Origin of the sequence: Brevundimonas sp. (assembly GCF_013912005.1) — a bacterium.
Lineage (GTDB): Bacteria > Pseudomonadota > Alphaproteobacteria > Caulobacterales > Caulobacteraceae > Brevundimonas.
Genome location: NZ_JACESB010000015.1, coordinates 1 through 18,186, shown reverse-complemented (window position 1 = coordinate 18,186; position 18,186 = coordinate 1). Strand labels below are relative to the sequence as shown.

Below are 18,186 nucleotides of genomic sequence, written 5' to 3'. Positions count from 1 at the left end.
CCTATCTGCGGTTCATGACCGACCTCTCCCCTCGCGAAATCGTCTCCGAACTCGACCGCTTCATCGTCGGCCAGCACGACGCCAAGCGCGCCGTCGCCGTGGCCCTGCGCAACCGCTGGCGTCGCAAGCGCGTGCCCGAGGACCTGCGCGACGAGGTGACGCCGAAGAACATCCTGATGATCGGGCCGACGGGCGTGGGCAAGACCGAGATCGCCCGGCGGCTGGCGAAGCTGGCGGGCGCGCCGTTCATCAAGATCGAGGCGACCAAGTTCACGGAGGTCGGCTACGTCGGGCGCGACGTCGACCAGATCATGCGCGACCTCGTCGAGGCGGCGCTGGTCATGGTGCGCGACAAGCGGCGTTCGGGGGTCAAGGCGCGCGCCGAGGGACAGGCCGAGGAACGCATTCTCGACGCCCTCGTCGGCCCCGGCTCGCAGCCGGCGACCCGCGAGGCCTTCCGCAAGCGCCTGCGCGCCGGCGAGCTGGACGACAAGGAGATCGAGATCCAGCTGGCCGACACGAGCTCGCCGATCCAGGGGCTGGACCTGCCCGGCGGCGGCAACGTCGGGATGATCAACCTGTCCGAGATGCTGGGAAAGCTGGGCGGCGGCCGGACGAAGAGCGTCAAGCTGCCGGTGCGGGACGCGCTGGGGCCGCTGGTCACCGAGGAGTCGGACAAGCTGCTGGACCAGGAGAGCCTGACCAAGGAGGCCCTGCTGCTGGCCGAGAACGAGGGCATCGTCTTCCTCGACGAGATCGACAAGGTGGCGGCGCGGTCCGAGGCGCGCGGGGCCGACGTGTCGCGCGAAGGCGTGCAGCGCGACCTGCTGCCGCTGATCGAGGGCACCACGGTGTCGACGAAATACGGGCCGGTGAAATCCGACCACGTGCTGTTCATCGCCTCGGGCGCCTTCCATGTGGCCAAGCCGTCCGACCTGCTGCCCGAGCTGCAGGGCCGCCTGCCGATCCGCGTCGAGCTGAAGGCCCTGACCCGTGACGACTTCAAGCGCATCCTGACCGAGCCCGAGGCCAATCTGATCCGTCAGAACCAGGCCCTGCTGGCCACCGAGGAGGTGACGCTGGAGTTCACCGAGGATGCGGTCGAGGCGCTGGCGGACGCCGCGGTGGCGGCCAACACGGCGGTCGAGAACATCGGCGCCCGGCGTCTGCAGACGGTGCTGGAGCGGGTGCTGGAGGAGACCAGCTTCAGGGCCTCTGACCTGACCGGCCAGACCATTGTCTTCGACGGCGACAAGGTGCGCGAGCGGGTGGCCGACCTGGCGAAGAACGCCGACCTGAGCCGGTTCATCCTCTAGGGGCCGGTTGAATCCGGAACGGATGCGGAACATAAGGTCCGCATGCCCGCGGCCGCCATGCACATCGAGCTGGTCTTCAGCCGGCCTGAGACCACCCTGTCGGTGACGCGGGGGGCGGCGCGACTGCTGGTCGACCTGGGCTATGCGCCGCTGCTGGAGGTGGGCCTGCCGAACGGACGGCGCGCCGACGTGATGGCGCTGGGTCCGAAGGGCGACATCGTCATCTGCGAGGTGAAGTCGGGCGTCGACGACTACCGCGTCGACCGCAAATGGGGCGAGTACGGGCCGTACTGCGACGCCTTCTACTTCGCCGTGGCGCCGGAGTTTCCGGAGGGCGTGCTGCCGGAAGAACCCGGACTGATCGTCGCCGACGGCTTCGGCGGGGCGGTGGTGCGCGAGGCGCCGCTGACGCCGCTGGCGCCGGCCCGGCGCAAGGCGCTGACCCTGGCCTTCGCCCGGCTGGGCGCCCTGCGCAGCCTGCGCGATCAGCCCGCCGGCTGAGGCGCGGGCCGTTCCGTCACCGGACCGCTTTCGCCGGCGGACGCCAGCGCCGCGGTCGCGGCCCCGCAGCCCATCAGCGTCTCGCCGCCGACCTCCACCAGCGCCGTCAGCGGATAGGTCCGGTCGCTCATGCCGTCGGAGCACTCGGTCTCCGTCAGGGTGATGGCGATGGGCGTGCCCGAGGCGGTGGTGGTCTCCAGCGTCGCGACCGTGCCCTGGATGACCGGCTTCGGCTGGGGCCCGCGCTGCTCGGGCCGGTCGACGCCGGCGTAGACGATCTCCGAACCGGTCAGGTCGAGGCTCCAGAACGGCTCCGTGCCGAGCAGGCGGACCGGCCGGCCGAGGTCGACGCCGCCGAGCCTCGGCGCGGGCGCGGGCTCGAGCGCCGGCCCCTCCTCCGTCGCTGGCGAGTCCGAACAGGCGGCGGCGGCGAGGACGAGGCAGGCGACGGCGAGAAGGCGCATGGGGAGCTCCGCGGCGGGAGCCGCAGAAAGCGCCGCCGGCGCGGCCGGGTCAAGCGGTCAGGGCTGGCCGACGCTGGGGGAGACCGAGGCCAGCAGCAGGCCGTCGGAGGGGCTGGAGGGCCGGTTGTAGATGAAGCCGCTGGTCGGATAGACGGTCGTGCCCAGGTCGTTGATCGGGTTGTACCAGACCTTGACCGCCGACCAGTCGTTGGCGTCGGAGACGTCGACCACGGTGACGTTCTCCTCGACCTTGCCGCGGCTGCCGCCCCAGTTGGCGTGGGTGACGCGGATCACCCGGTCGGTGAGAACCTCCGAAACCACCGCCACGTGCCCGAGCCGCATCCGGCCGCTGGACTGGAAGGCGAGCACGGCGCCGGTGCGGGGCCGCGAGCCGGTGTCGAACTTGCCCTGGGCCTGGCTCCACCAGGTGTGGGCGTCGCCGAAGATCTCGATGCCCGAGAACATCCGGGCGAAGGTCACGCACTGCCAGTAAGGCTCCGCCTTGACGGAAGGGGCGCTGAAGCCCAGCGCGAAAAATCCGAAAAGCGCCGCAACCGCGGCGGCCTGGAGCCGTTTCATCATGCTGGCGTGTTCCCGACCTGCCTTGGGAATTCGTCCTTAGACGATAGTTTTCGAGGGTTGAAGCACCCTGTCGGGCGAATCCGCCTGCGGCTGCGCCACCTCCTGACCGGCGCCGTTGCGCGCCGCCAGCCCCCGGAGGGCCTTGCGGGCCGGGCGTTCGACGAGGTGGTAGGTGGCCATGGCGGCCACCGGAATGGCCGCGACGATCCCCAGCCACACAAAAACGTGAAACCGCTTGTCGTCGGCGCCGAGCGCCCGCGCCGCGAGGTTGGTCATGACCAGCAGCACCGGGGCGCAGACCATGTAGACCGAGTAGCTGATCTCACCGAGGTAGACCCCCGCCGGAGAGGCCAGGGCGCCGGCGCGGTCGTTGGCGAGCGAGCCGAGGGCGAGGATCAGGCCGCCGGCGAAAAGGACCGTGACCGGGTCCCACAGCGCCAGGGAGGCGCTGGCCAGCAGCCCTGCGCTGCAGACCAGGGCCGCCGCCCCGGCGTGGCGCAGCGGGGCGCGGCGGTAGACCAGGTAAAGGGCGCAGCCGAGGGCGAAGCACGGCACGATCCGCAGCGCGCCCCAGCGGAAGGTGGCCTCGGTGAGCGGAAAGCCGGCGAGACGCTCGAAGCCGGCGTAGAGGGCGATCGCGCCGGTGGCGGCCAGCGCGACGGCGACCCAGGGCCGGGCGCGCAGACGCCAGGCCGCGGCGGCGAAGACCGGGAAGGTCAGATAGGCGAACCATTCGGCCGAGATGGACCACGACGGATGGTTGAAGGCCGCCGACGGGGCCAGGCCCCAGGCGTGGATCAGGCCGAGGTGGGCCGGGAGGGCGCGCCAGTCGGTCAGGCTGGCGTCGACGGCGATCCCCCCCGCCGTGGCGGCCAGGCCCAGTCCCGCCATGGCCGCGAGGGTCACGAGGTGCAACGGATAGACCCGCGCGATCCGCGCCCAGAGGAAGCCGCCGTAGGAGAACCGGCGGGAGCCGGCCTGCTCGAGGTAGACGTGGCTGAGGATGAAGCCGGAGAGGACGAAGAACACCTCGACGCCGAGGTAGCCCTTGGTCACCGCCGTCGGGACGACCCCGACGTCCAGATAGGCCCAGGCGGTGTAAAGCACGACCCAGGCCGCCGCGAGGAAGCGGAGGGTGGTCAGGGCGCGGAGGTCGGGCGGCGTGGCGACGGGGGTCATGAGCCCGGCAGCCTAGGCGCCACAGGCTGCAGGATTCGTTAAGCCGCGCACTCGGCCGGCTTCGTCTCCCCGGGCCCGTACATGTCGCAGGCGCGGTCGATCTCGCCCTGGATCATCGTGCAGGGGTTGGCGACGTTGCACGGCGGATGGGTGGCCGGGCTGACCATCACGCAGCGCTCCACCAGCCGCGCGGCGGCGGCCTCGCCGATCTCGTCGCGGCAGGCGACCCGCTCCGGCGGCGGCGCGGCCGGGGCGATCTCCTCCTGCGGCGGCGCGTCGGCGGGCATCTCCGGCGCAGCGGCGGCTTCGGGCGGCGCCGCGGCGGGCTCGGGCGACGGCGCCTGGCAGCCGGCGAGGACGGCGGCGACGGCGAGAGCGAGAACGGCGCGACGCATGGGGGAGCCTCCGGTCGGTCGGGACTCCAGCCTAGACCGGCTTCGGCCCGGCTGGAAAGGTCAGCGGCCCAGCGCCGCCCGCTGCAGGGCGAACAGTTCGGCGCAGCCGCCTTCGGCCAGCTGGAACAGCCGCTCGAACTCGGGGCGGCTGAAGCCGCGCTTCTCGCCGGTGGCCTGGATCTCGACGATGGTCCCGGCGCCGGTGAGCACGAAGTTGCTGTCGGCCTCGGCGGTGGAGTCCTCCTCGTAGTCGAGGTCGAGCACCGGCTCGTCGGCGCAGACGCCGCAGGAGACGGCGGCGACCTGGTCGAGGATGGGGTCCGTCTTCAGCACGCCCTCGGCGCGCAGGTAGTCGAGCGCCGAGGCCATGGCCACCCAGGCCCCGGTGACGGCGGCGGTGCGTGTGCCGCCGTCGGCCTGGATGACGTCGCAGTCCAGCACCACCTGCCGCTCGCCCAGCGCCTTCAGATCGACGACGGCGCGCAGCGAGCGCCCGATCAGGCGCTGGATCTCCTGGGTCCGGCCGGACTGCTTGCCGGCCGCGGCCTCGCGCCGGCCGCGGGTGTGGGTCGCGCGGGGCAGCATGCCGTACTCGGCCGTGACCCAGCCCGAGCCCTTGTTGCGCATCCAGCCCGGCACGTTCTCCTCGACCGTGGCGGTGACCAGCACCTTCGTGTGGCCGAAGGAGACAAGGCAGGAGCCCTCGGCGTAGCGGTTTACGCCGGTCTCGAGCGTCACCGGACGGAGCTGGTCGGGGCGGCGTTCGGACGGGCGCATGGGAACTCCTTGAAGCGATGGCGGGGGTGCTTATCCTGAAACCGTGAGCCTGTATGCCCCTGCATCGAACAACGGGATCCCCCGCCCTCGCCGGGCGCGGCGATCCCGCGTGGCGGGGGCGCCCCGGCCTGTGCAGGAGGCGCGCTCATGATCACCTTCTCCGGCTCGTCGCTCGGGGGCCCCGGCGCCAGCCTGCCGGCCCTGGACGAGCGCGCCCGCGACATCTTCCGGCGCATCGTCGAGACCTATCTGCAGACCGGGGACCCGGTCGGCTCCCGCACCCTGTCGCTGACCGGGGTGTCGCTGTCGCCCGCCTCGATCCGCAACACCATGCAGGACCTGACCCTGGCCGGCCTGCTGGCCTCGCCGCACACCTCGGCGGGGCGGATCCCGACCCACGCCGGCCTGCGCCTGTTCGTCGACGGCCTGCTGGAGATCGGCGACATCAGCCGCGAGGAACGGCGGGAGATCGACGCCCGCCTGGTCGGGCGCGGCCGCAGTTTCGAGGAGGCGCTGGACGAGGCCTCCACCCTGCTGTCGGGCCTCGCGGGCGGGGCCAGCATCGTGGCCAGTCCGGTGCGCGACGCCGGGGTCAAGCATGTGGAATTCGTCGCCCTCGGCCACGACCAGGCGCTGGCGGTGCTGGTCGCCGACGACGGCACGGTCGAGAACCGGCTGATGCCGCTCAAGGCCGGGGTGACGCCGGCGACGCTGCAGGAGGCGTCCAACTTCCTGAACGCCCGGCTGAAGGGGCGGCCGCTGCACGAGGCGCGCAGCGAGATGCGCGTGGAGCTGGACGCCGCCCGGCGCGAGCTGGACGCCACCGCCGCGCGGCTGGTCGAGGACGGGCTGGCGGCCTGGTCCGGCGGGGCCGAGCGCGAGCGGGCGCTGATCGTGCGCGGCCGGGCCAATCTCCTGCAGGACCGGGAGGCGGTCGAGGATCTCGAGCGGGTGCGCGTGCTGTTCGACGACCTCGAGCAGAAGGAGCAGCTGATCGGCCTGCTGGACGGCGTCTCCAGCGCCCAGGGCGTGCGCATCTTCATCGGCGCCGAGACGCGACTGTTTTCGCTTTCGGGTTCCGCCGTGATCGCGGCGCCCTATATGACGGGCCGGCAGCGGGTGCTGGGCGCCATCGGCGTGATCGGCCCCGCGCGACTGAACTATGCCCGAGTGATCCCGTTGGTGGACTACACCGCCCGGGTGCTGGGCCGGATGCTGGACGGACAAGACACGTGAACGACACCCCTGAGACTACGGACGCGACCGAGCTGGACGCCGACATCGGCGAGGCCGAGACCAACGCCGAGGCCGGGCTGGACGCCACCCCGGGCGACGACCTCGGCCCGATCGACGCCTTGGTCGCCGAACGCGACCAGTGGAAGGACCGCGCCCTGCGCGCGATCGCCGACGCCGAGAACACCAAACGGCGCGCGGAGCAGCAGAACAACGACGCCCGTGCCTACGCCATCCAGAAGTTCGCCCGCGACCTGCTGGGCGTGGCCGACAACCTCGAGCGCGCCCTGCAGGCGGCGCCGAAGGACGCCGGCGACGCCGCGGCCGGGCTGGTGACCGGGCTGGAGCTGACCCAGAAGGCCCTGCTGCAGGCGTTCGAGGCGAACAATCTGAAGCGGGTGGCGCCGGAGCCGGGCGAGGCCTTCGACCCGCACCTGCACCAGGCCATGATGGAGCAGCCCTCGGATACGGTGGAGGGCGGCAAGGTGATCCAGACGCTGCAGCCCGGCTACGCCCTGTTCGGGCGGACGGTGCGCGCCGCCATGGTGGTGGTGGCGGCGAAGGGGTCCGGCGCGCGGCCGAACCCTGCCGACCAGGCCGCCGGGGCCGCCGCCTACGCCGCGGCCGCCGACAAGGGCTGACGGCTCAGCCCTTCAGCCGGGCGTCGAGGAAGGCCACGAGCCGGCGCCAGCCGTCGGCCGCCGCGTCGGGCGTGTAGCTGGCCCGGTAGTCGGCGTGGAAGCCGTGCGGGGCGTCCGGATAGACGACGATCTCGCTGGCCGTCTGCCCGGCCCGGGCCAGGGCGCTGCGCATGACTTCGACGCTGTCCAGCGGGATGCCGCGGTCGGCCTCCCCGTAGAGGCCGAGCACCGGGCATTTGAGATCGTCCGCCAGGTCGACCGGCCAGGGTTGGCCGGCGGCCGCCTGTTCCGCCGTGGCCTCCGCGGCGGGGGCGAGGCGGCCGTACCAGGCCACGCCGGCGTCGAGCGTCGCGAAGCGGGCGCAGGCCTGCCAAACCACCTTCCCGCCCCAGCAGAAGCCGGTGATGGCCGCGCGTTCGCTGTCCGCCCACAGCTGCTGGCTGGCCCAGTCGAGGGTGGCGGCGACGTCGCCCATGACCTGCTCGTAGCCGGCGGCGGCGACGATCTGCTGGATGCGCTGCATGTCGGACAGGGGCGCCGGATCCTCGACGCGGACGAAGAAGGCCGGCGCGATGGCCGCATAGCCCGCCCTGGCCAGCCGCCGGCAGACGTCGCGGATGTATTCGTGGACGCCGAAGATCTCCGAGGCGACGACGACCACAGGGAACGGGCCGTCGCCCTCGGGCCGGGCCACGAAGGCCGGGAGCTGGAAGCCGTCGGGCGCGGGGAAGGTCACGTCCGCCGTGACGAGGCCGGCGGCGGCGGTGGTCACCGGCGCGGCCTGGGCGGCGAGGGCGGCCGGCGCATAGCCGGCGAAGAACAGGCCGCCCAGCGTCCCTGTCGCAAGCGCGCGGCGGCTGAGGCGGATGTCGTCGGGGTGCGGGCCTTCGGGGCGGATCAGGGAGGTCATCGGCGGCTCCGTGGCGGCGAAAGCGGGACAGTGGCCGCGGCGTCCGCAGCCGTCGAGTCACGATTGGCGTGAGGTTCCGGCGGCCCGGCGCAGGGTCAGGTTGATGCGGCCGCCGCCGGGCACGAGGCTCGAGGAGCCGGGCAGAAGACGATCGATCCCGTGCCGCGCCAGCCGCGCGGGTCCGGTGAGGGCGCAGACGTCGCCGGAGGCGAGGCGCAGGCTGCGGGTCGGCCCGCCCGCCGCCCCGCCGATGCGGAAGACCGCGCTGTCGCCGAGGGAGACCGACAGCACCGGCGCGTCGAGGTCGGCCTCGTCCCGGTCCTGGTGCAGGCCCATGCGGGCCGCGCCGCGGTAGAGGTTGACGAGGCAGGCGTCGGGCGGCTCCGGCGCGTCCAGCAGAACATCCCACAGCTCGAGCAGCGGACGCGGGATCGGCGGCCAGGCCGCGCCGGTGACCGGATGGACGGGCTGGTAGCGGTAGCCGGCCCGGTCCGAGACCCAGCCGAGCGGGCCGAGGTTGGTCATCTCAACGGAGAAGGGACGGCCGCCGGGCGTGACCGGCCGGTAGAAGGGCGCCTGCGCCGCGGCCGCCAGCACCGCCTCCAGCAGGGCGGCCTGCGCGTCCGGGGACAGCGCTTGCGGCCACCAGCGGAAGCCCGGCAGGCCGGTGTCGATCTCGCGGGGCGGCGGCATGAAACGCAGTTAGGCGCCGGGCAGGAGAATTTTAAGCGGCCGGCGCCAGTCTGGGGGCATGGATCGTCGCGCCCTTCTCGGACTCGCCGCCGTCGCCGCCGCGACCGCCTCCCCCGCCATGGCCGGCGGCGGGGGCGGGGGAAGCGCCCAGCCCAGCTACATGCGGCTGCCGACGGTCACCGCCAATGCGCCGCGGCCGGGCGGACGGCGCGGCGTGATGACCGTGGAGACCGGCATCGACGCGCCCGACGCCGCCCTGCGCACCCGGGTCGCCCAGTCGGCGCCGCGCCTGCGCGCCGCCTATGCGGCGGTGGTCCAGCAGGCCGCCTCGGGCCTGCTGCCCGGCCATCCGCCGGACATCGAGCGGCTGGTCGCCGACCTGCAGGCGGCCACCGACCGGACTCTCGGCCGCCGCGGCGCCCGACTGCTGATCGGCACCGTGATGGTGGTCTGAGGCGGTCAGCGCCTGCCGGGCTGCCGCCTGGCTCTTCCCTAGTCCTTCGTCGGATCGGCCTGGGCGGCGTCGCCATAGGTCAGGGCGAGGAAGACGTCCTCGAGGTCGGGATCCTCGGTGGCGATGTCGGCGATGGTCACGCCCGCCGCCCGCACCGCCGCCAGCACCTGCTCCACCGAGGAGCGGCCCTTCCGGTACGAGACGGCGAAGGCCCCGTTCGGCCGCGGCGTCACCTCGAAGCCCGGCAGCGCGGGCGGGGCCGGCAGCTCGCCCTCCGGCGTCACCACCACGTGGCGGGTGTCGAGCCGGCGCAGCAGCTGCGGCGTGGGTTCGCACGCCACCACCTCGCCCCGGTTCATGATGGCGATGGTGTCGCAGAGCTCCTGCGCCTCCTCGAGGTAGTGGGTGGTCAGGAGGATGGTGACGCCCTCGGCGTTCAGCCGGCGGACATAGTCCCACAGCTGGCGGCGCAGCTCGACGTCGACCCCGGCGGTGGGCTCGTCGAGGATCAGGATCGGCGGGTTGTGGACCAGCGCCTTGGCCACCATCAGCCGCCGCTTCATGCCGCCCGAGAGCGCCCGGACATAGGCGTTGGCCTTGTCGGACAGGCCGAGGGCGGCCAGCAGTTCGTCGGAGCGCCGCTCCTTCGCCGGCACGCCGTAGTAGCCGGCCTGGACCTCCAGCGACTCGCGCGGGGTGAAGAAGACGTCGGCGACGATCTCCTGGGCGACCACGCCGAGGGCCGCCCGGGCGTCGCGCGGCTCGCGGTCGATGTCGCGACCCCAGATCGCGGCCGTGCCGCCGGTCTTGTTGACCACGCCGGCGAGGATGTTGATCAGCGTCGACTTGCCGGCCCCGTTCGGCCCCAGCAGGCCGAACATCGAGCCGCGCGGAATGACCAGGTCGACGCCGCGGAGGGCCGTCTTGGGCGGCGCCTTCTTCGAGCCGGCGTAGGTCTTCTCCAGCCCGCGAACCTCGATGGCGTTGTCAGGCAGGGCTTGGGTCTCGGTCATTCGTGCGCTTTCGGGTGTTCCGGGCCGCCCGGTTTGACGGTATGGAGCGGCGGCGCATACCTATGTGCCCCCGCCCCGATAGCCAAGTCAGAGCCCGCCGAATGCCCCCGCGCCCGACCACCGAGATCGTCCCGCCGCCGGAAGAGATCGTGGTGACGTCCAAGCGGGTCGCCTGCGACGGCGGCGGCGGCGTGCTCGGCCACCCGCTGGTCTACATGGACATGGGCGACGACGACTTCGTCGAGTGCGGCTACTGCGACCGGCGCTTCGTGCTGGGCAAGAAGCGCAAGGCCGAGAGCGAGTACCACAGCCCCGCCGCCCGGGACGCGTCCTCGCACTGACGCCGGTCAGGCGGCGGGAGCCCCGCCGCCCGCCGCGATCCAGGCGTCGACCTGGCCCTCCAGCACGTCCAGCGGCACCGAGCCCGAGCCCAGCACCACCGCGTGGAAGTCGCGGATGTCGAAGCGGTCGCCCAGCGCCGCCTGCGCCCGCTGGCGCAGCTCCATGATCTTCAGCTCGCCGATCTTGTAGCTGGTCGCCTGGCCCGGGTTGGTCAGGTAGCGCTCGACCTCCTTGACGATGTCGCGCTCGCTCAGCAGCGAGTTCTGCCGGAAGTAGTCGATCGCCTGCTCGCGGCTCCAGCGCTTCGCGTGCAGCCCGGTGTCGGTGACGAGGCGCACCGCCCGCCACAGCTCGGTCGAGAGCCGGCCGAAGTCCGAATAGGGATCCTGGTAGAAGCCCATCTCCTTGCCGAGCCGCTCGGCGTAGAGGCCCCAGCCCTCGGCGTAGGCCCCGTAGCCGCCGAAGCGGCGGAACGACGGCAGCCCCTCCATCTCCTGGGCCCAGGCGATCTGGAAGTGATGGCCCGGCGCCCCCTCATGGTAGCTGATGCCCTCGATCTGGGGCTTCAGCACCTGGGTCATGTCGGACAGGTTGACGTAGTAGATGCCCGGCCGCGAGCCGTCCGGCGCGGGCTGGTTGTAGAAGGCGATCGAAGCCGTCGCCTCCCGCCACGGCTCCACCGCCCGCACCTCCAGCGCCGCCTCGGGCAGGTCCGAGAACCAGCGCGGCGCCGCCTCCATCACCTGGGCGATGAAGGCGCGGCTGTCCGACAGGTACTGCTCCTTGCCCTCGGGCGTGTTCGGGTACTGGAAGCGGGGATCGGTCTTCAGGAAGGCGAAGAACTCCTGCAGCGACCCCTCGAAGCCGACCTGGTTCATGATCGCCTGCATCTCGCCGTGGAGGCGCTCGACCTCGGCGAGGCCGATCTCGTGGATCCGGTCGGCCGTGAGGTCGGTGGTCGTGGAGAGCTGGAGCCGGGCGTTGTAGTAGGCCTCGCCGTCCGGCAGCCGCCACACGCCGGCGTCGCGGTCGGGCATGGCCGCGGCCTGCTGCTGCACCTCGGCGAGGGCCGCCAGCACCTGCTCGTAGCCGCGCCGCCACTCGCCGGTCAGCGCCGCCCGGCCCTCGTCCAGCAGCCGGGCCCTGGTCGCCTCGTCGGCCTCCAGCGCCGCGACCTTCCTCTGGAAGTCGGCCCACACCGGATTGTCGGCGCCGTCGTCGAAGGGCGCGCCGGCGATGATGTTGCGGGTGTTGGCGATCGAGGGCTCGAACACGAAATTCGGCGAGATCACCCCGGCCGCGGCGCGCTGGCGCAGTTCGGCGGCGATCTCCTGCATGACCCGCTCGGCGTCGCGCAGGCGCGAAACGTAGGCCTCGGCGTCCTCCACGCTGTCGACGCGGTGGTTGTTGATCATGAAGACCGGCAGGCCGGTGGTCGGATTGCCGTTGGCGGCGAACTGGTAGCCCCAGTCGCGCCAGCGGTTGGACAGCCGGGCCTGTTCGACGCCGTATTCGAACAGCCGCATCGACATGCGGCTGTCGGCGCTGACCCGGGCCGGGTCGAACTCCGCCTTCATCCGCGCCAGCTGGGCCTCGGCCAGGGCCAGCGACCGCTCCGCCGCCGCGTCGGTGCCGTCGTCGAGGCGGCCGTAGTCGCGCTTGATGCCGAGCGAGGTCATGGTCTGCGGCGACAGGGCGATCCGCTCCTGGAAGGCCTGCTCGAAGAAGGCCGCCAGCCGCGCGTCCTCCGCCTCGGTCGCGGCCGCGGCCGGAGCGGCGTGGGCGCCGTGGCCCGCGGGGACGTCCTGCGCCAGGGCGGCCGGGGCCAAGGCCAGCACCGCGGCGGCGGCGACGGTGGAGACGAGCAGACGACGCATGGAACCCTCCGGAACACTGAAGGGGCGACCTTCGCCGCCCCGCCCGGCCGGCGCAAGGCTCGTCAGAACTCCCGCCAGCTGTCGCCCGGGTCGCGTTCGCCGGGGTCGACGCTCTGCTGGCCCCAGGCGACGATCATCAGCAGCTTGTGGCTGCGGATGCGGAATTCGCCGGTCATCGGGATGATGGCGCCGAGCGGGGCGCCGGTGCGGGGCTCGTAGAGGAAGCCCGAGAACTCGGCGACGCCGACCCGGTCGCGGCGGCTGTAGACGGACAGCTCCGGGATCGAGACGACGTTGAAGCTGTCGTTGATCGGCACCCGCATGTCGGGCAGGCCGAAGACCCGGCGCATCTGCTCCAGCGACAGGGTCCCGGCCCGCACCTCCAGGACCGCGTCGGCCTCGTTCTTCGACGGCGCCAGGGCGTAGCCGGCCTCGGACAGGGCGGCGCGGATGGCGCTGATGGCGTAGGGCGCGGACTCGGCCCGGAAGTAGGCGTCGTCGACGAAGACGCGCGAGCCGCCGGGGATGGGCAGGGTCAGCCCCTCGACCGCCCGGTCGGCGGCGCGGGCCACCAGCAGCTGTTCGGTGGCGGTGCGGGACGGATAGGTCTCGGAGGTGGAGGCGCAGGCGGACAGCCCCAGCAGGGCCAGCGGCAGGACGGCGAGACGCTTCACGATCACCAGCTCCCGGTGTTGGGCATCGAGGCCCAGGGCTCCGCCGGCGGCAGGGGCTCGCCCTCCTGCAGCAGCTCGATCGAGATGCCGTCGGGCGAGCGGACGAAGGCCATGCGGCCGTCGCGCGGCGGACGGTTGATGGTCACCCCGCCGTCCATGAGCCGTCGGCAGGCGGCGTAGATGTCGTCGACCTTGTAGGCCAGGTGCCCGAAGTTGCGGCCGCCCGTGTAGGTCTCGGGGTCCCAGTTGTAGGTCAGCTCCACCTCGGGCGAGCGTTCGGCGGCCGACCGGTCCAGGTCATTCGGCGCGGCGAGGAAGACGAGGGTGTAGCGGCCCGCCTCGTTGTCCATGCGCCGGACCTCCTCGAGCCCCAGCAGGTCGCACCAGAAGCGCAGGGAGGCGTCGAGGTCCGTCACGCGGACCATGGTGTGCAGATAGCGCATGGGTCGTCGGCTCCGGGGAGGGAGGCGGCCTTATAGCGGGGGACGGCCGCGGCCGCGACTCACAGGCGGTTTCCGGCCCCTCGTCAGGCCGCGGCTTTCCGGCTAACGACGCGGCTCGAGCTTTCACGGACCCGCCGATGACCGATCTCCGCAACCAGCACGCCGACGACCCGCGGCAGGGGTTCATCGCCCTCGTGGCGAGCCTGGCGGCGGCGAGCGGTCCGGACGGCCTGACCCTGCACGAGATCCGCGACCGGCTGGACGAACGGGCCTTCGGCCTGATGATCCTGATCCTCGCCATCCCCTGCCTGGTGCCGGCCCTGTACGGCGTGCCCCAGATCGTCGGCGTGCCGATCCTGATCCTCGCGGTGCAGATGCTGGCCGGCCGGGTCGAGCCCTGGCTGCCCGAGGCGGTGCTCCGGCGCCGGGTGTCCAAGGCCTGGCTGGAGCGGATGGCCGACTTCGCCACCAAGCGGATGGGCTGGTTCGAACGCCTGTCGCGGCCGCGGCTGACCGTCTTCGCCGAGGGCTGGGCCGAGCGGGCGGCGGCCTTCTTCATGATCCTCGCCACCCTGACCATCGTCCTGCCGATGACCAACACCGTGCCCTCGGTGGCGCTGACCCTGCTGTCGGTGGGCCTGATCCAGCGCGACGGCCTGTTCGTGGCGGCCGGGGCGGCGGTCGCCACGGCCTGGGCGGGGGCGCTGGCGACGGTCGGGATCGGCCTGGTGGTCGGGGCCGGCTGGGCCGTCGGCCTGCTGGCCCGGTTCGGCGGCTGAGCCGCATCGACGGCGGGCCCCGGCGCGGCTATGAACGGGGTCCGATGAGAGGCCTGTACCGACTCCTGACGCGGTGGTGGACCGCCTTCGCCCTCGCGGCCTCGCTGGCCATGCTGGGGGCGGCGCATGCGTTCGAGCGCTTCGCCGGCCTGGCGCCGTGCAACCTGTGCCTCAAGCAGCGGGAGGTCTACTGGGGCGCGGTCCTGATCGCCCTGCTCGCCACCGTCTGGCACCTGGTCAGCCGCGGCAGCCGCGGCACGCCGCGCATCGCCGCCTTCCTGCTGGCGGTGACCTTCGCCACCGGGGCCGTCACCGCGGTCTTCCACATGGGCGGGGAGCTGGACTGGTGGTCCCTGCCCGCCGCCTGCGCCGGGGGCGGCGAAGTCGACCTCGAGAGCCTCACCGCCCTGGCGCTCGGCACCGGTCCGGTGGCCCGGCCGGCCATGTGCGACGCCGTGGTGTGGAGCTTCCTCGGCCTGTCCATGGCAGGGTGGAACGCCCTGATCTCGACCGCATTGGCCGTGTTCAGCCTGCTCGCCGCCAAGAGGCCCAAGGATGCCCGCGCCCCCCGCAACTGATCCGGCCGAACGCCGCACGCCCCTCGCCCGCCCCGGACGGGGCGCCAGCAAGCGGCGACGGGACGAGATCCTGCGCGTCGACCACGCCGGGGAGTACGCCGCGGTGCAGATCTACCGCGCCCAGCGGGCCGTCTTCGCCGGCCGGTCGGGCAAGACGCAGATCGCCGCCGACATGGCCGAGATGCGGGCCCAGGAGCAGGTGCATCTGGACCGCTTCAACGCCCTGCTCAACGCCGAACAGGTGCGGCCGACGGTCATGACGCCGGTGTGGCGGCTGGCGGCCCTCGGCCTGGGCGCCGGCACGGCGCTGCTGGGCGAGAAGGCGGCCCACGCCTGCACCGAGGCGGTCGAGAGCGTCATCGGGGACCACTACGCCGACCAGATCGCCGAGGTGCAGGAGCGGGATCCGGCGCTGGCGGCGGAGCTGACCCGCTTCCGCGACGAGGAGCTGGCGCACCACGACCACGCCGTGGCCCACGGCAGCCGCGAGGCCCCCGGCTACCGCCTGCTCAGCGCGGTGATCAAGGCCGGCTGCCGGGCGGCGATCAAGGTGTCCGAGCGGGTCTAGGAGGCGGCCGGCGCGGCCGGGATGAGGTCGGCCCTGCGGCAGGAGCCCGACGGCCAGGACTGATTCCGGCGCAGCCGGCGGCGTCGGTGGTCAGCCGCACAGCATCAGGACGCGGACGGCGCCGCCGGGCTCGGCGAGGCGCAGTTCCGCGGGGGCGATGGCCAGCACCCGGTGGACGATCTCCGTCGGGGCCGCGTCCGGAGCCGCATCGTCGGCGCGGTAGCTGATGCGGACGAGGTCGCCCTCGGCGCGCCAGGTCCCGCCGCCGGCGGCGTCCCGGAAGGTCGACCCCTCGAACGCCAGGCTTCGGCCGGCGGCGCAGTCGGCGGCGCTCGCGGCCCAGGTTCCGTTGAGCATGTCGACGCCGCGGGCGTCTTCGGACAGGAGGGCGTTGAGGTCCAGCGCCGGGGTTCCCGCCGCGTCGGCCACGGCCCGGGGCGCGCCCGCGTCGGCCGCTGCGGGCCCCGGGGTGCTCGAGGCGGCCTCCGGCGCGGCCCCGGCTCCGGGGTCCCCGCACCCGCCGAGCGCCAGGGCGGCGGCGGACAGGACGAGGACGGACGACAGGGCGTTCATGGGCGACTCCCGGAGCTGGCGACGGGGGTCATACTGATCGCGCCCGGCCGCGGCGGGCAAGGCCGCCCGCGCCTCACGCCGCCCGCCGGCCCCGGCCGCGGCCCCGGCCGGCGGCGGCGCCGGGGTCCTGCTCGAACAGCTCGGCCAGCTTCTCGATCATGGCCCCGCCCAGCTGCTCGACGTCCACGATGGTCAGGGCCTTGCGGTACCAGCGGGTCACGTCGTGGCCGATGCCGATGGCGATCAGCTCCACCGGCGAGCGGGTCTCGATCTGCTCGATGACCTGGCGCAGGTGCTTGTCCAGATAGAGGGCGGCGTTGGCCGACTGGGTCGAGTCGTCGACCGGCGAGCCGTCGGAGATGACCATCAGGATCTGGCGCGCCTCGGGCCGGGCCAGCAGGCGGTCGTGGGCCCAGAGCAGGGCCTCGCCGTCGATGTTCTCCTTGAGCAGCCCCTCGCGCATCATCAGGCCGAGGTTGCGCCGGGCCCGCCGCCACGGAGCGTCGGCGGCCTTGTAGATGATGTGGCGCAGGTCGTTGAGCCGGCCCGGGCTGGCGGGCTTGCCGGCGCTGATCCACGCCTCGCGGCTCTGGCCGCCCTTCCACGCGCGGGTGGTGAAGCCGAGGATCTCCACCTTGACGCCGCAGCGCTCGAGGGTGCGGGCGAGGATGTCGGCGCAGACGGCGGCGACCATGATCGGACGCCCGCGCATCGAGCCGGAGTTGTCGAGCAGCAGGGTGACGACGGTGTCGCGGAACGGGCTCTCGCTCTCGGCCTTGAAGCTGAGCGGCGAGGTCGGGTCGGTGATGATCCGGGTCAGGCGGGCAGTGTCCAGCACCCCTTCCTCGAGGTCGAAATGCCAGCTCCGGTTCTGCTGCGCCAGCAGCCGGCGCTGCAGCCTGTTGGCCAGGCGGGCGACCACCGAGCTGAGGGCGGTCAGCTGCTGGTCGAGCAGGGCCCGCAGCCGCTCCAGCTCCTGCGGATCGCACAGGTCGGCGGCGTCGACGGTCTCGTCGTAGGCGGTGGTGAAGACGCGGTAGGCGTCGACGGCGCGGCCGTCGTCGGCGGTCTGCCGCCGGTTGGGCAGGGCCCCCTCGTCGAGGTCGGGGCCCTCCTCGGTCGCGTCCCCCTGGGGTTCGGCCGGCGCGCCGTCGGGACGGCTCTCGCGCTCCTCGCCCGGCGCCTGGTCGTCGGTCGCGCCGTCCATCGACTGGCCCTCGCCGCCGCCGGCCTCGTCCTCCTCCTCGTCCTGGTCGTCGGCCGCGTCAGGCTGCTGTTCCTCGGGCCGGTCCTCGCCCTCGTCCTCGGAGGGATCGTCGGACTGGCCGTCGCCGGGGTCGAGGTCGAGCGCGCGCAGCACCGCCTTCAGCCGGCCGGCGAAGGCGGTCTGGTCGTCGGCGGCCTCCACGAGGGCGTCGAACTGCGGCCCGGCCCTGCGCTCCAGTTCCGGGCGGACGAGGTCGAGCAGGGCCCCGGCGCCGTCGGGGGCGCGCCGGCCGGTCAGCCGTTCGCGCGCCAGCAGGGCCGCCGCCTCGGCCAGCGGGACCCGGTCGGCCTCGGCGACGCGCAGGGCGCCGGAGCGCTCCAGCCGGGTCAGCAGGGCGGCGTCCATATTGGCGCGGACCCCGGCGAGGGCGCGGGAGCCGACCGCCTCGACGCGCGCCTGCTCGACCGCCTCGAACACCTCGGCCGCCTGGCGGTCGGTGGGGCGCAGGCGGGCGTGGGCGGCCTCGTCGTGGTTGGCGAGGCGGAGCGCCAGCCGGTCGGCCTGGCCGCGCAGGGCGGCGCTCTCCGGGCCGGCCGGATCGCGCGGCGGATGCGGCAGGGTGAGCACGCCGTTGACCAGCTTCGGCCCGTCGGAGCCGAAGGCGACCTCCAGCTCCGACTGCTCGGCGAGGGCCCGCGCCGCGTGGGCGAGGGCGCGCTTGAACAGCTCTGCGGGGGTTTCGGCGGCGGCCATGGGATGCAGTTAGCGCGTCGGGGGCGGCGGTTGAAGGGCGGGCGCGTCGGTTCGCCGCTTCCGGGAGGGAAGCGGTGGCGGGAAGGGTGCGGGGCGCCGGGCCTCGCCCGGTCTGTGGGATGAGTTACCGTTTCGACGAGACAGACGCCCCGCGCAGCCGTTGGACGCGCGCTCTCCGGCTGGCGGCCCTGACATTCGAGCCTTGCCGGATCTCCGCCGGGACCGTTGCCGGGC

Annotated in this window: 22 protein-coding genes; 9 read left to right on the top strand and 13 right to left on the bottom strand. The window is 73.3% G+C overall.

Translation table 11 applies throughout. From position 1 onward, the window contains the following. Positions 1-14: 14 nt before the first annotated feature. A complete protein-coding gene (hslU, locus tag H2038_RS10625) occupies positions 15-1,316 on the top strand; it encodes an ATP-dependent protease ATPase subunit HslU (protein ID WP_292112752.1) in 1,302 nt (433 codons plus the stop codon). Between the two features lie 57 nt (positions 1,317-1,373). Continuing rightward, on the top strand, positions 1,374-1,817 hold the full coding sequence (mmcB, locus tag H2038_RS10620; protein ID WP_292112866.1) for a DNA repair putative endonuclease MmcB: 444 nt from the start codon (positions 1,374-1,376) through the stop codon (positions 1,815-1,817). Here the strand turns inward: mmcB and H2038_RS10615 are convergent. The 5 genes from H2038_RS10615 to rph form a co-directional block, all read right to left on the bottom strand. Continuing rightward, positions 1,802-2,281, bottom strand: a complete 480-nt coding sequence (locus tag H2038_RS10615; protein ID WP_292112749.1) for a hypothetical protein — start codon at positions 2,279-2,281, stop codon at positions 1,802-1,804. The genes mmcB and H2038_RS10615 overlap by 16 nt on opposite strands. Positions 2,282-2,338: 57 nt before the next feature. Then, positions 2,339-2,761, bottom strand: a complete 423-nt coding sequence (locus H2038_RS10610; RefSeq protein WP_366926496.1) for a CHAP domain-containing protein — start codon at positions 2,759-2,761, stop codon at positions 2,339-2,341. 138 nt (positions 2,762-2,899) lie between these two features. Continuing rightward, the gene (locus H2038_RS10605) at positions 2,900-4,042 is read right to left on the bottom strand and encodes an acyltransferase (protein ID WP_292112746.1); all 1,143 of its coding nucleotides are present in this window, start codon (positions 4,040-4,042) and stop codon (positions 2,900-2,902) included. A gap of 38 nt (positions 4,043-4,080) precedes the next feature. Continuing rightward, positions 4,081-4,437 (bottom strand): hypothetical protein, encoded by a 357-nt coding sequence (locus H2038_RS10600; RefSeq protein WP_292112743.1) that lies wholly within the window; start codon positions 4,435-4,437, stop codon positions 4,081-4,083. Between the two features lie 60 nt (positions 4,438-4,497). After that, on the bottom strand, positions 4,498-5,214 hold the full coding sequence (gene rph / locus H2038_RS10595; protein ID WP_292112741.1) for a ribonuclease PH: 717 nt from the start codon (positions 5,212-5,214) through the stop codon (positions 4,498-4,500). Between the two features lie 147 nt (positions 5,215-5,361). Here rph and hrcA point away from each other — a divergent pair, with 147 nt between their 5' ends. Both hrcA and grpE read left to right on the top strand, forming a co-directional pair. After that, on the top strand, positions 5,362-6,450 hold the full coding sequence (gene hrcA, locus H2038_RS10590) for a heat-inducible transcriptional repressor HrcA (protein ID WP_292112740.1): 1,089 nt from the start codon (positions 5,362-5,364) through the stop codon (positions 6,448-6,450). Further along, positions 6,447-7,088 carry a nucleotide exchange factor GrpE gene (gene grpE / locus H2038_RS10585; RefSeq protein WP_292112737.1) on the top strand — a complete coding sequence of 214 codons (642 nt, stop codon included), beginning with the start codon at positions 6,447-6,449 and terminating at the stop codon, positions 7,086-7,088. The genes hrcA and grpE overlap by 4 nt, the downstream gene beginning before the upstream one ends. Positions 7,089-7,092: 4 nt before the next feature. Here the strand turns inward: grpE and H2038_RS10580 are convergent, their stop codons facing one another. Next, entirely contained in the window at positions 7,093-7,998 is a 906-nt protein-coding gene (locus H2038_RS10580; protein ID WP_292112734.1) for a dienelactone hydrolase family protein, read from the bottom strand. A gap of 57 nt (positions 7,999-8,055) precedes the next feature. Continuing rightward, positions 8,056-8,691 (bottom strand): alpha-ketoglutarate-dependent dioxygenase AlkB, encoded by a 636-nt coding sequence (locus H2038_RS10575; protein WP_292112731.1) that lies wholly within the window; start codon positions 8,689-8,691, stop codon positions 8,056-8,058. Between the two features lie 58 nt (positions 8,692-8,749). Here H2038_RS10575 and H2038_RS10570 point away from each other — a divergent pair, with 58 nt between their 5' ends. Further along, positions 8,750-9,145 (top strand): Tat pathway signal protein, encoded by a 396-nt coding sequence (locus H2038_RS10570; protein ID WP_292112728.1) that lies wholly within the window; start codon positions 8,750-8,752, stop codon positions 9,143-9,145. 38 nt (positions 9,146-9,183) lie between these two features. On the opposite strand, the gene H2038_RS10565 is transcribed toward H2038_RS10570, so the two are convergent. Continuing rightward, positions 9,184-10,158, bottom strand: a complete 975-nt coding sequence (locus H2038_RS10565; RefSeq protein WP_292112725.1) for an ABC transporter ATP-binding protein — start codon at positions 10,156-10,158, stop codon at positions 9,184-9,186. 101 nt (positions 10,159-10,259) lie between these two features. Between H2038_RS10565 and H2038_RS10560 the strand changes: the two genes are divergently transcribed. Beyond that, positions 10,260-10,499 carry a zinc-finger domain-containing protein gene (locus tag H2038_RS10560; RefSeq protein ID WP_292112722.1) on the top strand — a complete coding sequence of 80 codons (240 nt, stop codon included), beginning with the start codon at positions 10,260-10,262 and terminating at the stop codon, positions 10,497-10,499. 6 nt (positions 10,500-10,505) lie between these two features. Here H2038_RS10560 and H2038_RS10555 read toward each other — a convergent pair whose 3' ends face one another. The 3 genes from H2038_RS10555 to H2038_RS10545 form a co-directional block, all read right to left on the bottom strand. Further along, a complete protein-coding gene (locus H2038_RS10555; RefSeq protein WP_292112720.1) occupies positions 10,506-12,377 on the bottom strand; it encodes a DUF885 family protein in 1,872 nt (623 codons plus the stop codon). Between the two features lie 62 nt (positions 12,378-12,439). Continuing rightward, positions 12,440-13,051, bottom strand: coding sequence for a DUF6655 family protein (locus tag H2038_RS10550; protein WP_292112716.1), 612 nt, complete (start codon positions 13,049-13,051; stop codon positions 12,440-12,442). Between the two features lie 2 nt (positions 13,052-13,053). Next, on the bottom strand, positions 13,054-13,494 hold the full coding sequence (locus tag H2038_RS10545; RefSeq protein ID WP_292112713.1) for a VOC family protein: 441 nt from the start codon (positions 13,492-13,494) through the stop codon (positions 13,054-13,056). A 137-nt stretch (positions 13,495-13,631) separates the two neighbouring features. Between H2038_RS10545 and H2038_RS10540 the strand changes: the two genes are divergently transcribed. From H2038_RS10540 to H2038_RS10530, 3 genes are read left to right on the top strand one after another with little or no spacing between them, the layout of a single operon-like run. Next, a complete protein-coding gene (locus tag H2038_RS10540) occupies positions 13,632-14,273 on the top strand; it encodes an exopolysaccharide biosynthesis protein (protein ID WP_292112710.1) in 642 nt (213 codons plus the stop codon). A gap of 44 nt (positions 14,274-14,317) precedes the next feature. Beyond that, a complete protein-coding gene (locus tag H2038_RS10535) occupies positions 14,318-14,851 on the top strand; it encodes a disulfide bond formation protein B (RefSeq protein ID WP_292112707.1) in 534 nt (177 codons plus the stop codon). Beyond that, positions 14,829-15,419, top strand: coding sequence for a demethoxyubiquinone hydroxylase family protein (locus H2038_RS10530; RefSeq protein ID WP_292112704.1), 591 nt, complete (start codon positions 14,829-14,831; stop codon positions 15,417-15,419). The genes H2038_RS10535 and H2038_RS10530 overlap by 23 nt, the downstream gene beginning before the upstream one ends. A gap of 90 nt (positions 15,420-15,509) precedes the next feature. On the opposite strand, the gene H2038_RS10525 is transcribed toward H2038_RS10530, so the two are convergent. Then, positions 15,510-15,992, bottom strand: coding sequence for a hypothetical protein (locus H2038_RS10525; protein WP_292112700.1), 483 nt, complete (start codon positions 15,990-15,992; stop codon positions 15,510-15,512). Between the two features lie 73 nt (positions 15,993-16,065). After that, positions 16,066-17,952: a cobaltochelatase subunit CobT gene (cobT, locus tag H2038_RS10520; RefSeq protein ID WP_292112698.1), complete on the bottom strand. Its 1,887-nt coding sequence runs from the start codon at positions 17,950-17,952 to the stop codon at positions 16,066-16,068. Positions 17,953-18,186: the final 234 nt, after the last annotated feature.

Excerpts from the sequence above, each read along its gene's own strand:
- H2038_RS10570 (WP_292112728.1), top strand. The coding sequence starts at position 8,750 with ATGGATCGTCGCGCCCTTCTCGGACTCGCCGCCGTCGCCGCCGCGACC.
- H2038_RS10525 (WP_292112700.1), bottom strand. The coding sequence starts at position 15,992 with ATGAACGCCCTGTCGTCCGTCCTCGTCCTGTCCGCCGCCGCCCTGGCG.
- H2038_RS10560 (WP_292112722.1), top strand. The coding sequence starts at position 10,260 with ATGCCCCCGCGCCCGACCACCGAGATCGTCCCGCCGCCGGAAGAGATC.
- hrcA (WP_292112740.1), top strand. The coding sequence starts at position 5,362 with ATGATCACCTTCTCCGGCTCGTCGCTCGGGGGCCCCGGCGCCAGCCTG.
- H2038_RS10615 (WP_292112749.1), bottom strand. The coding sequence starts at position 2,281 with ATGCGCCTTCTCGCCGTCGCCTGCCTCGTCCTCGCCGCCGCCGCCTGT.
- H2038_RS10600 (WP_292112743.1), bottom strand. The coding sequence starts at position 4,437 with ATGCGTCGCGCCGTTCTCGCTCTCGCCGTCGCCGCCGTCCTCGCCGGC.
- H2038_RS10535 (WP_292112707.1), top strand. The coding sequence starts at position 14,318 with ATGAGAGGCCTGTACCGACTCCTGACGCGGTGGTGGACCGCCTTCGCC.
- H2038_RS10540 (WP_292112710.1), top strand. The coding sequence starts at position 13,632 with ATGACCGATCTCCGCAACCAGCACGCCGACGACCCGCGGCAGGGGTTC.
- H2038_RS10530 (WP_292112704.1), top strand. The coding sequence starts at position 14,829 with ATGCCCGCGCCCCCCGCAACTGATCCGGCCGAACGCCGCACGCCCCTC.
- H2038_RS10565 (WP_292112725.1), bottom strand. The coding sequence starts at position 10,158 with ATGACCGAGACCCAAGCCCTGCCTGACAACGCCATCGAGGTTCGCGGG.
- H2038_RS10605 (WP_292112746.1), bottom strand. The coding sequence starts at position 4,042 with ATGACCCCCGTCGCCACGCCGCCCGACCTCCGCGCCCTGACCACCCTC.
- H2038_RS10555 (WP_292112720.1), bottom strand. The coding sequence starts at position 12,377 with ATGCGTCGTCTGCTCGTCTCCACCGTCGCCGCCGCCGCGGTGCTGGCC.
- rph (WP_292112741.1), bottom strand. The coding sequence starts at position 5,214 with ATGCGCCCGTCCGAACGCCGCCCCGACCAGCTCCGTCCGGTGACGCTC.
- H2038_RS10580 (WP_292112734.1), bottom strand. The coding sequence starts at position 7,998 with ATGACCTCCCTGATCCGCCCCGAAGGCCCGCACCCCGACGACATCCGC.
- mmcB (WP_292112866.1), top strand. The coding sequence starts at position 1,374 with ATGCACATCGAGCTGGTCTTCAGCCGGCCTGAGACCACCCTGTCGGTG.
- cobT (WP_292112698.1), bottom strand. The coding sequence starts at position 17,952 with ATGGCCGCCGCCGAAACCCCCGCAGAGCTGTTCAAGCGCGCCCTCGCC.
- hslU (WP_292112752.1), top strand. The coding sequence starts at position 15 with ATGACCGACCTCTCCCCTCGCGAAATCGTCTCCGAACTCGACCGCTTC.
- H2038_RS10545 (WP_292112713.1), bottom strand. The coding sequence starts at position 13,494 with ATGCGCTATCTGCACACCATGGTCCGCGTGACGGACCTCGACGCCTCC.
- H2038_RS10575 (WP_292112731.1), bottom strand. The coding sequence starts at position 8,691 with ATGCCGCCGCCCCGCGAGATCGACACCGGCCTGCCGGGCTTCCGCTGG.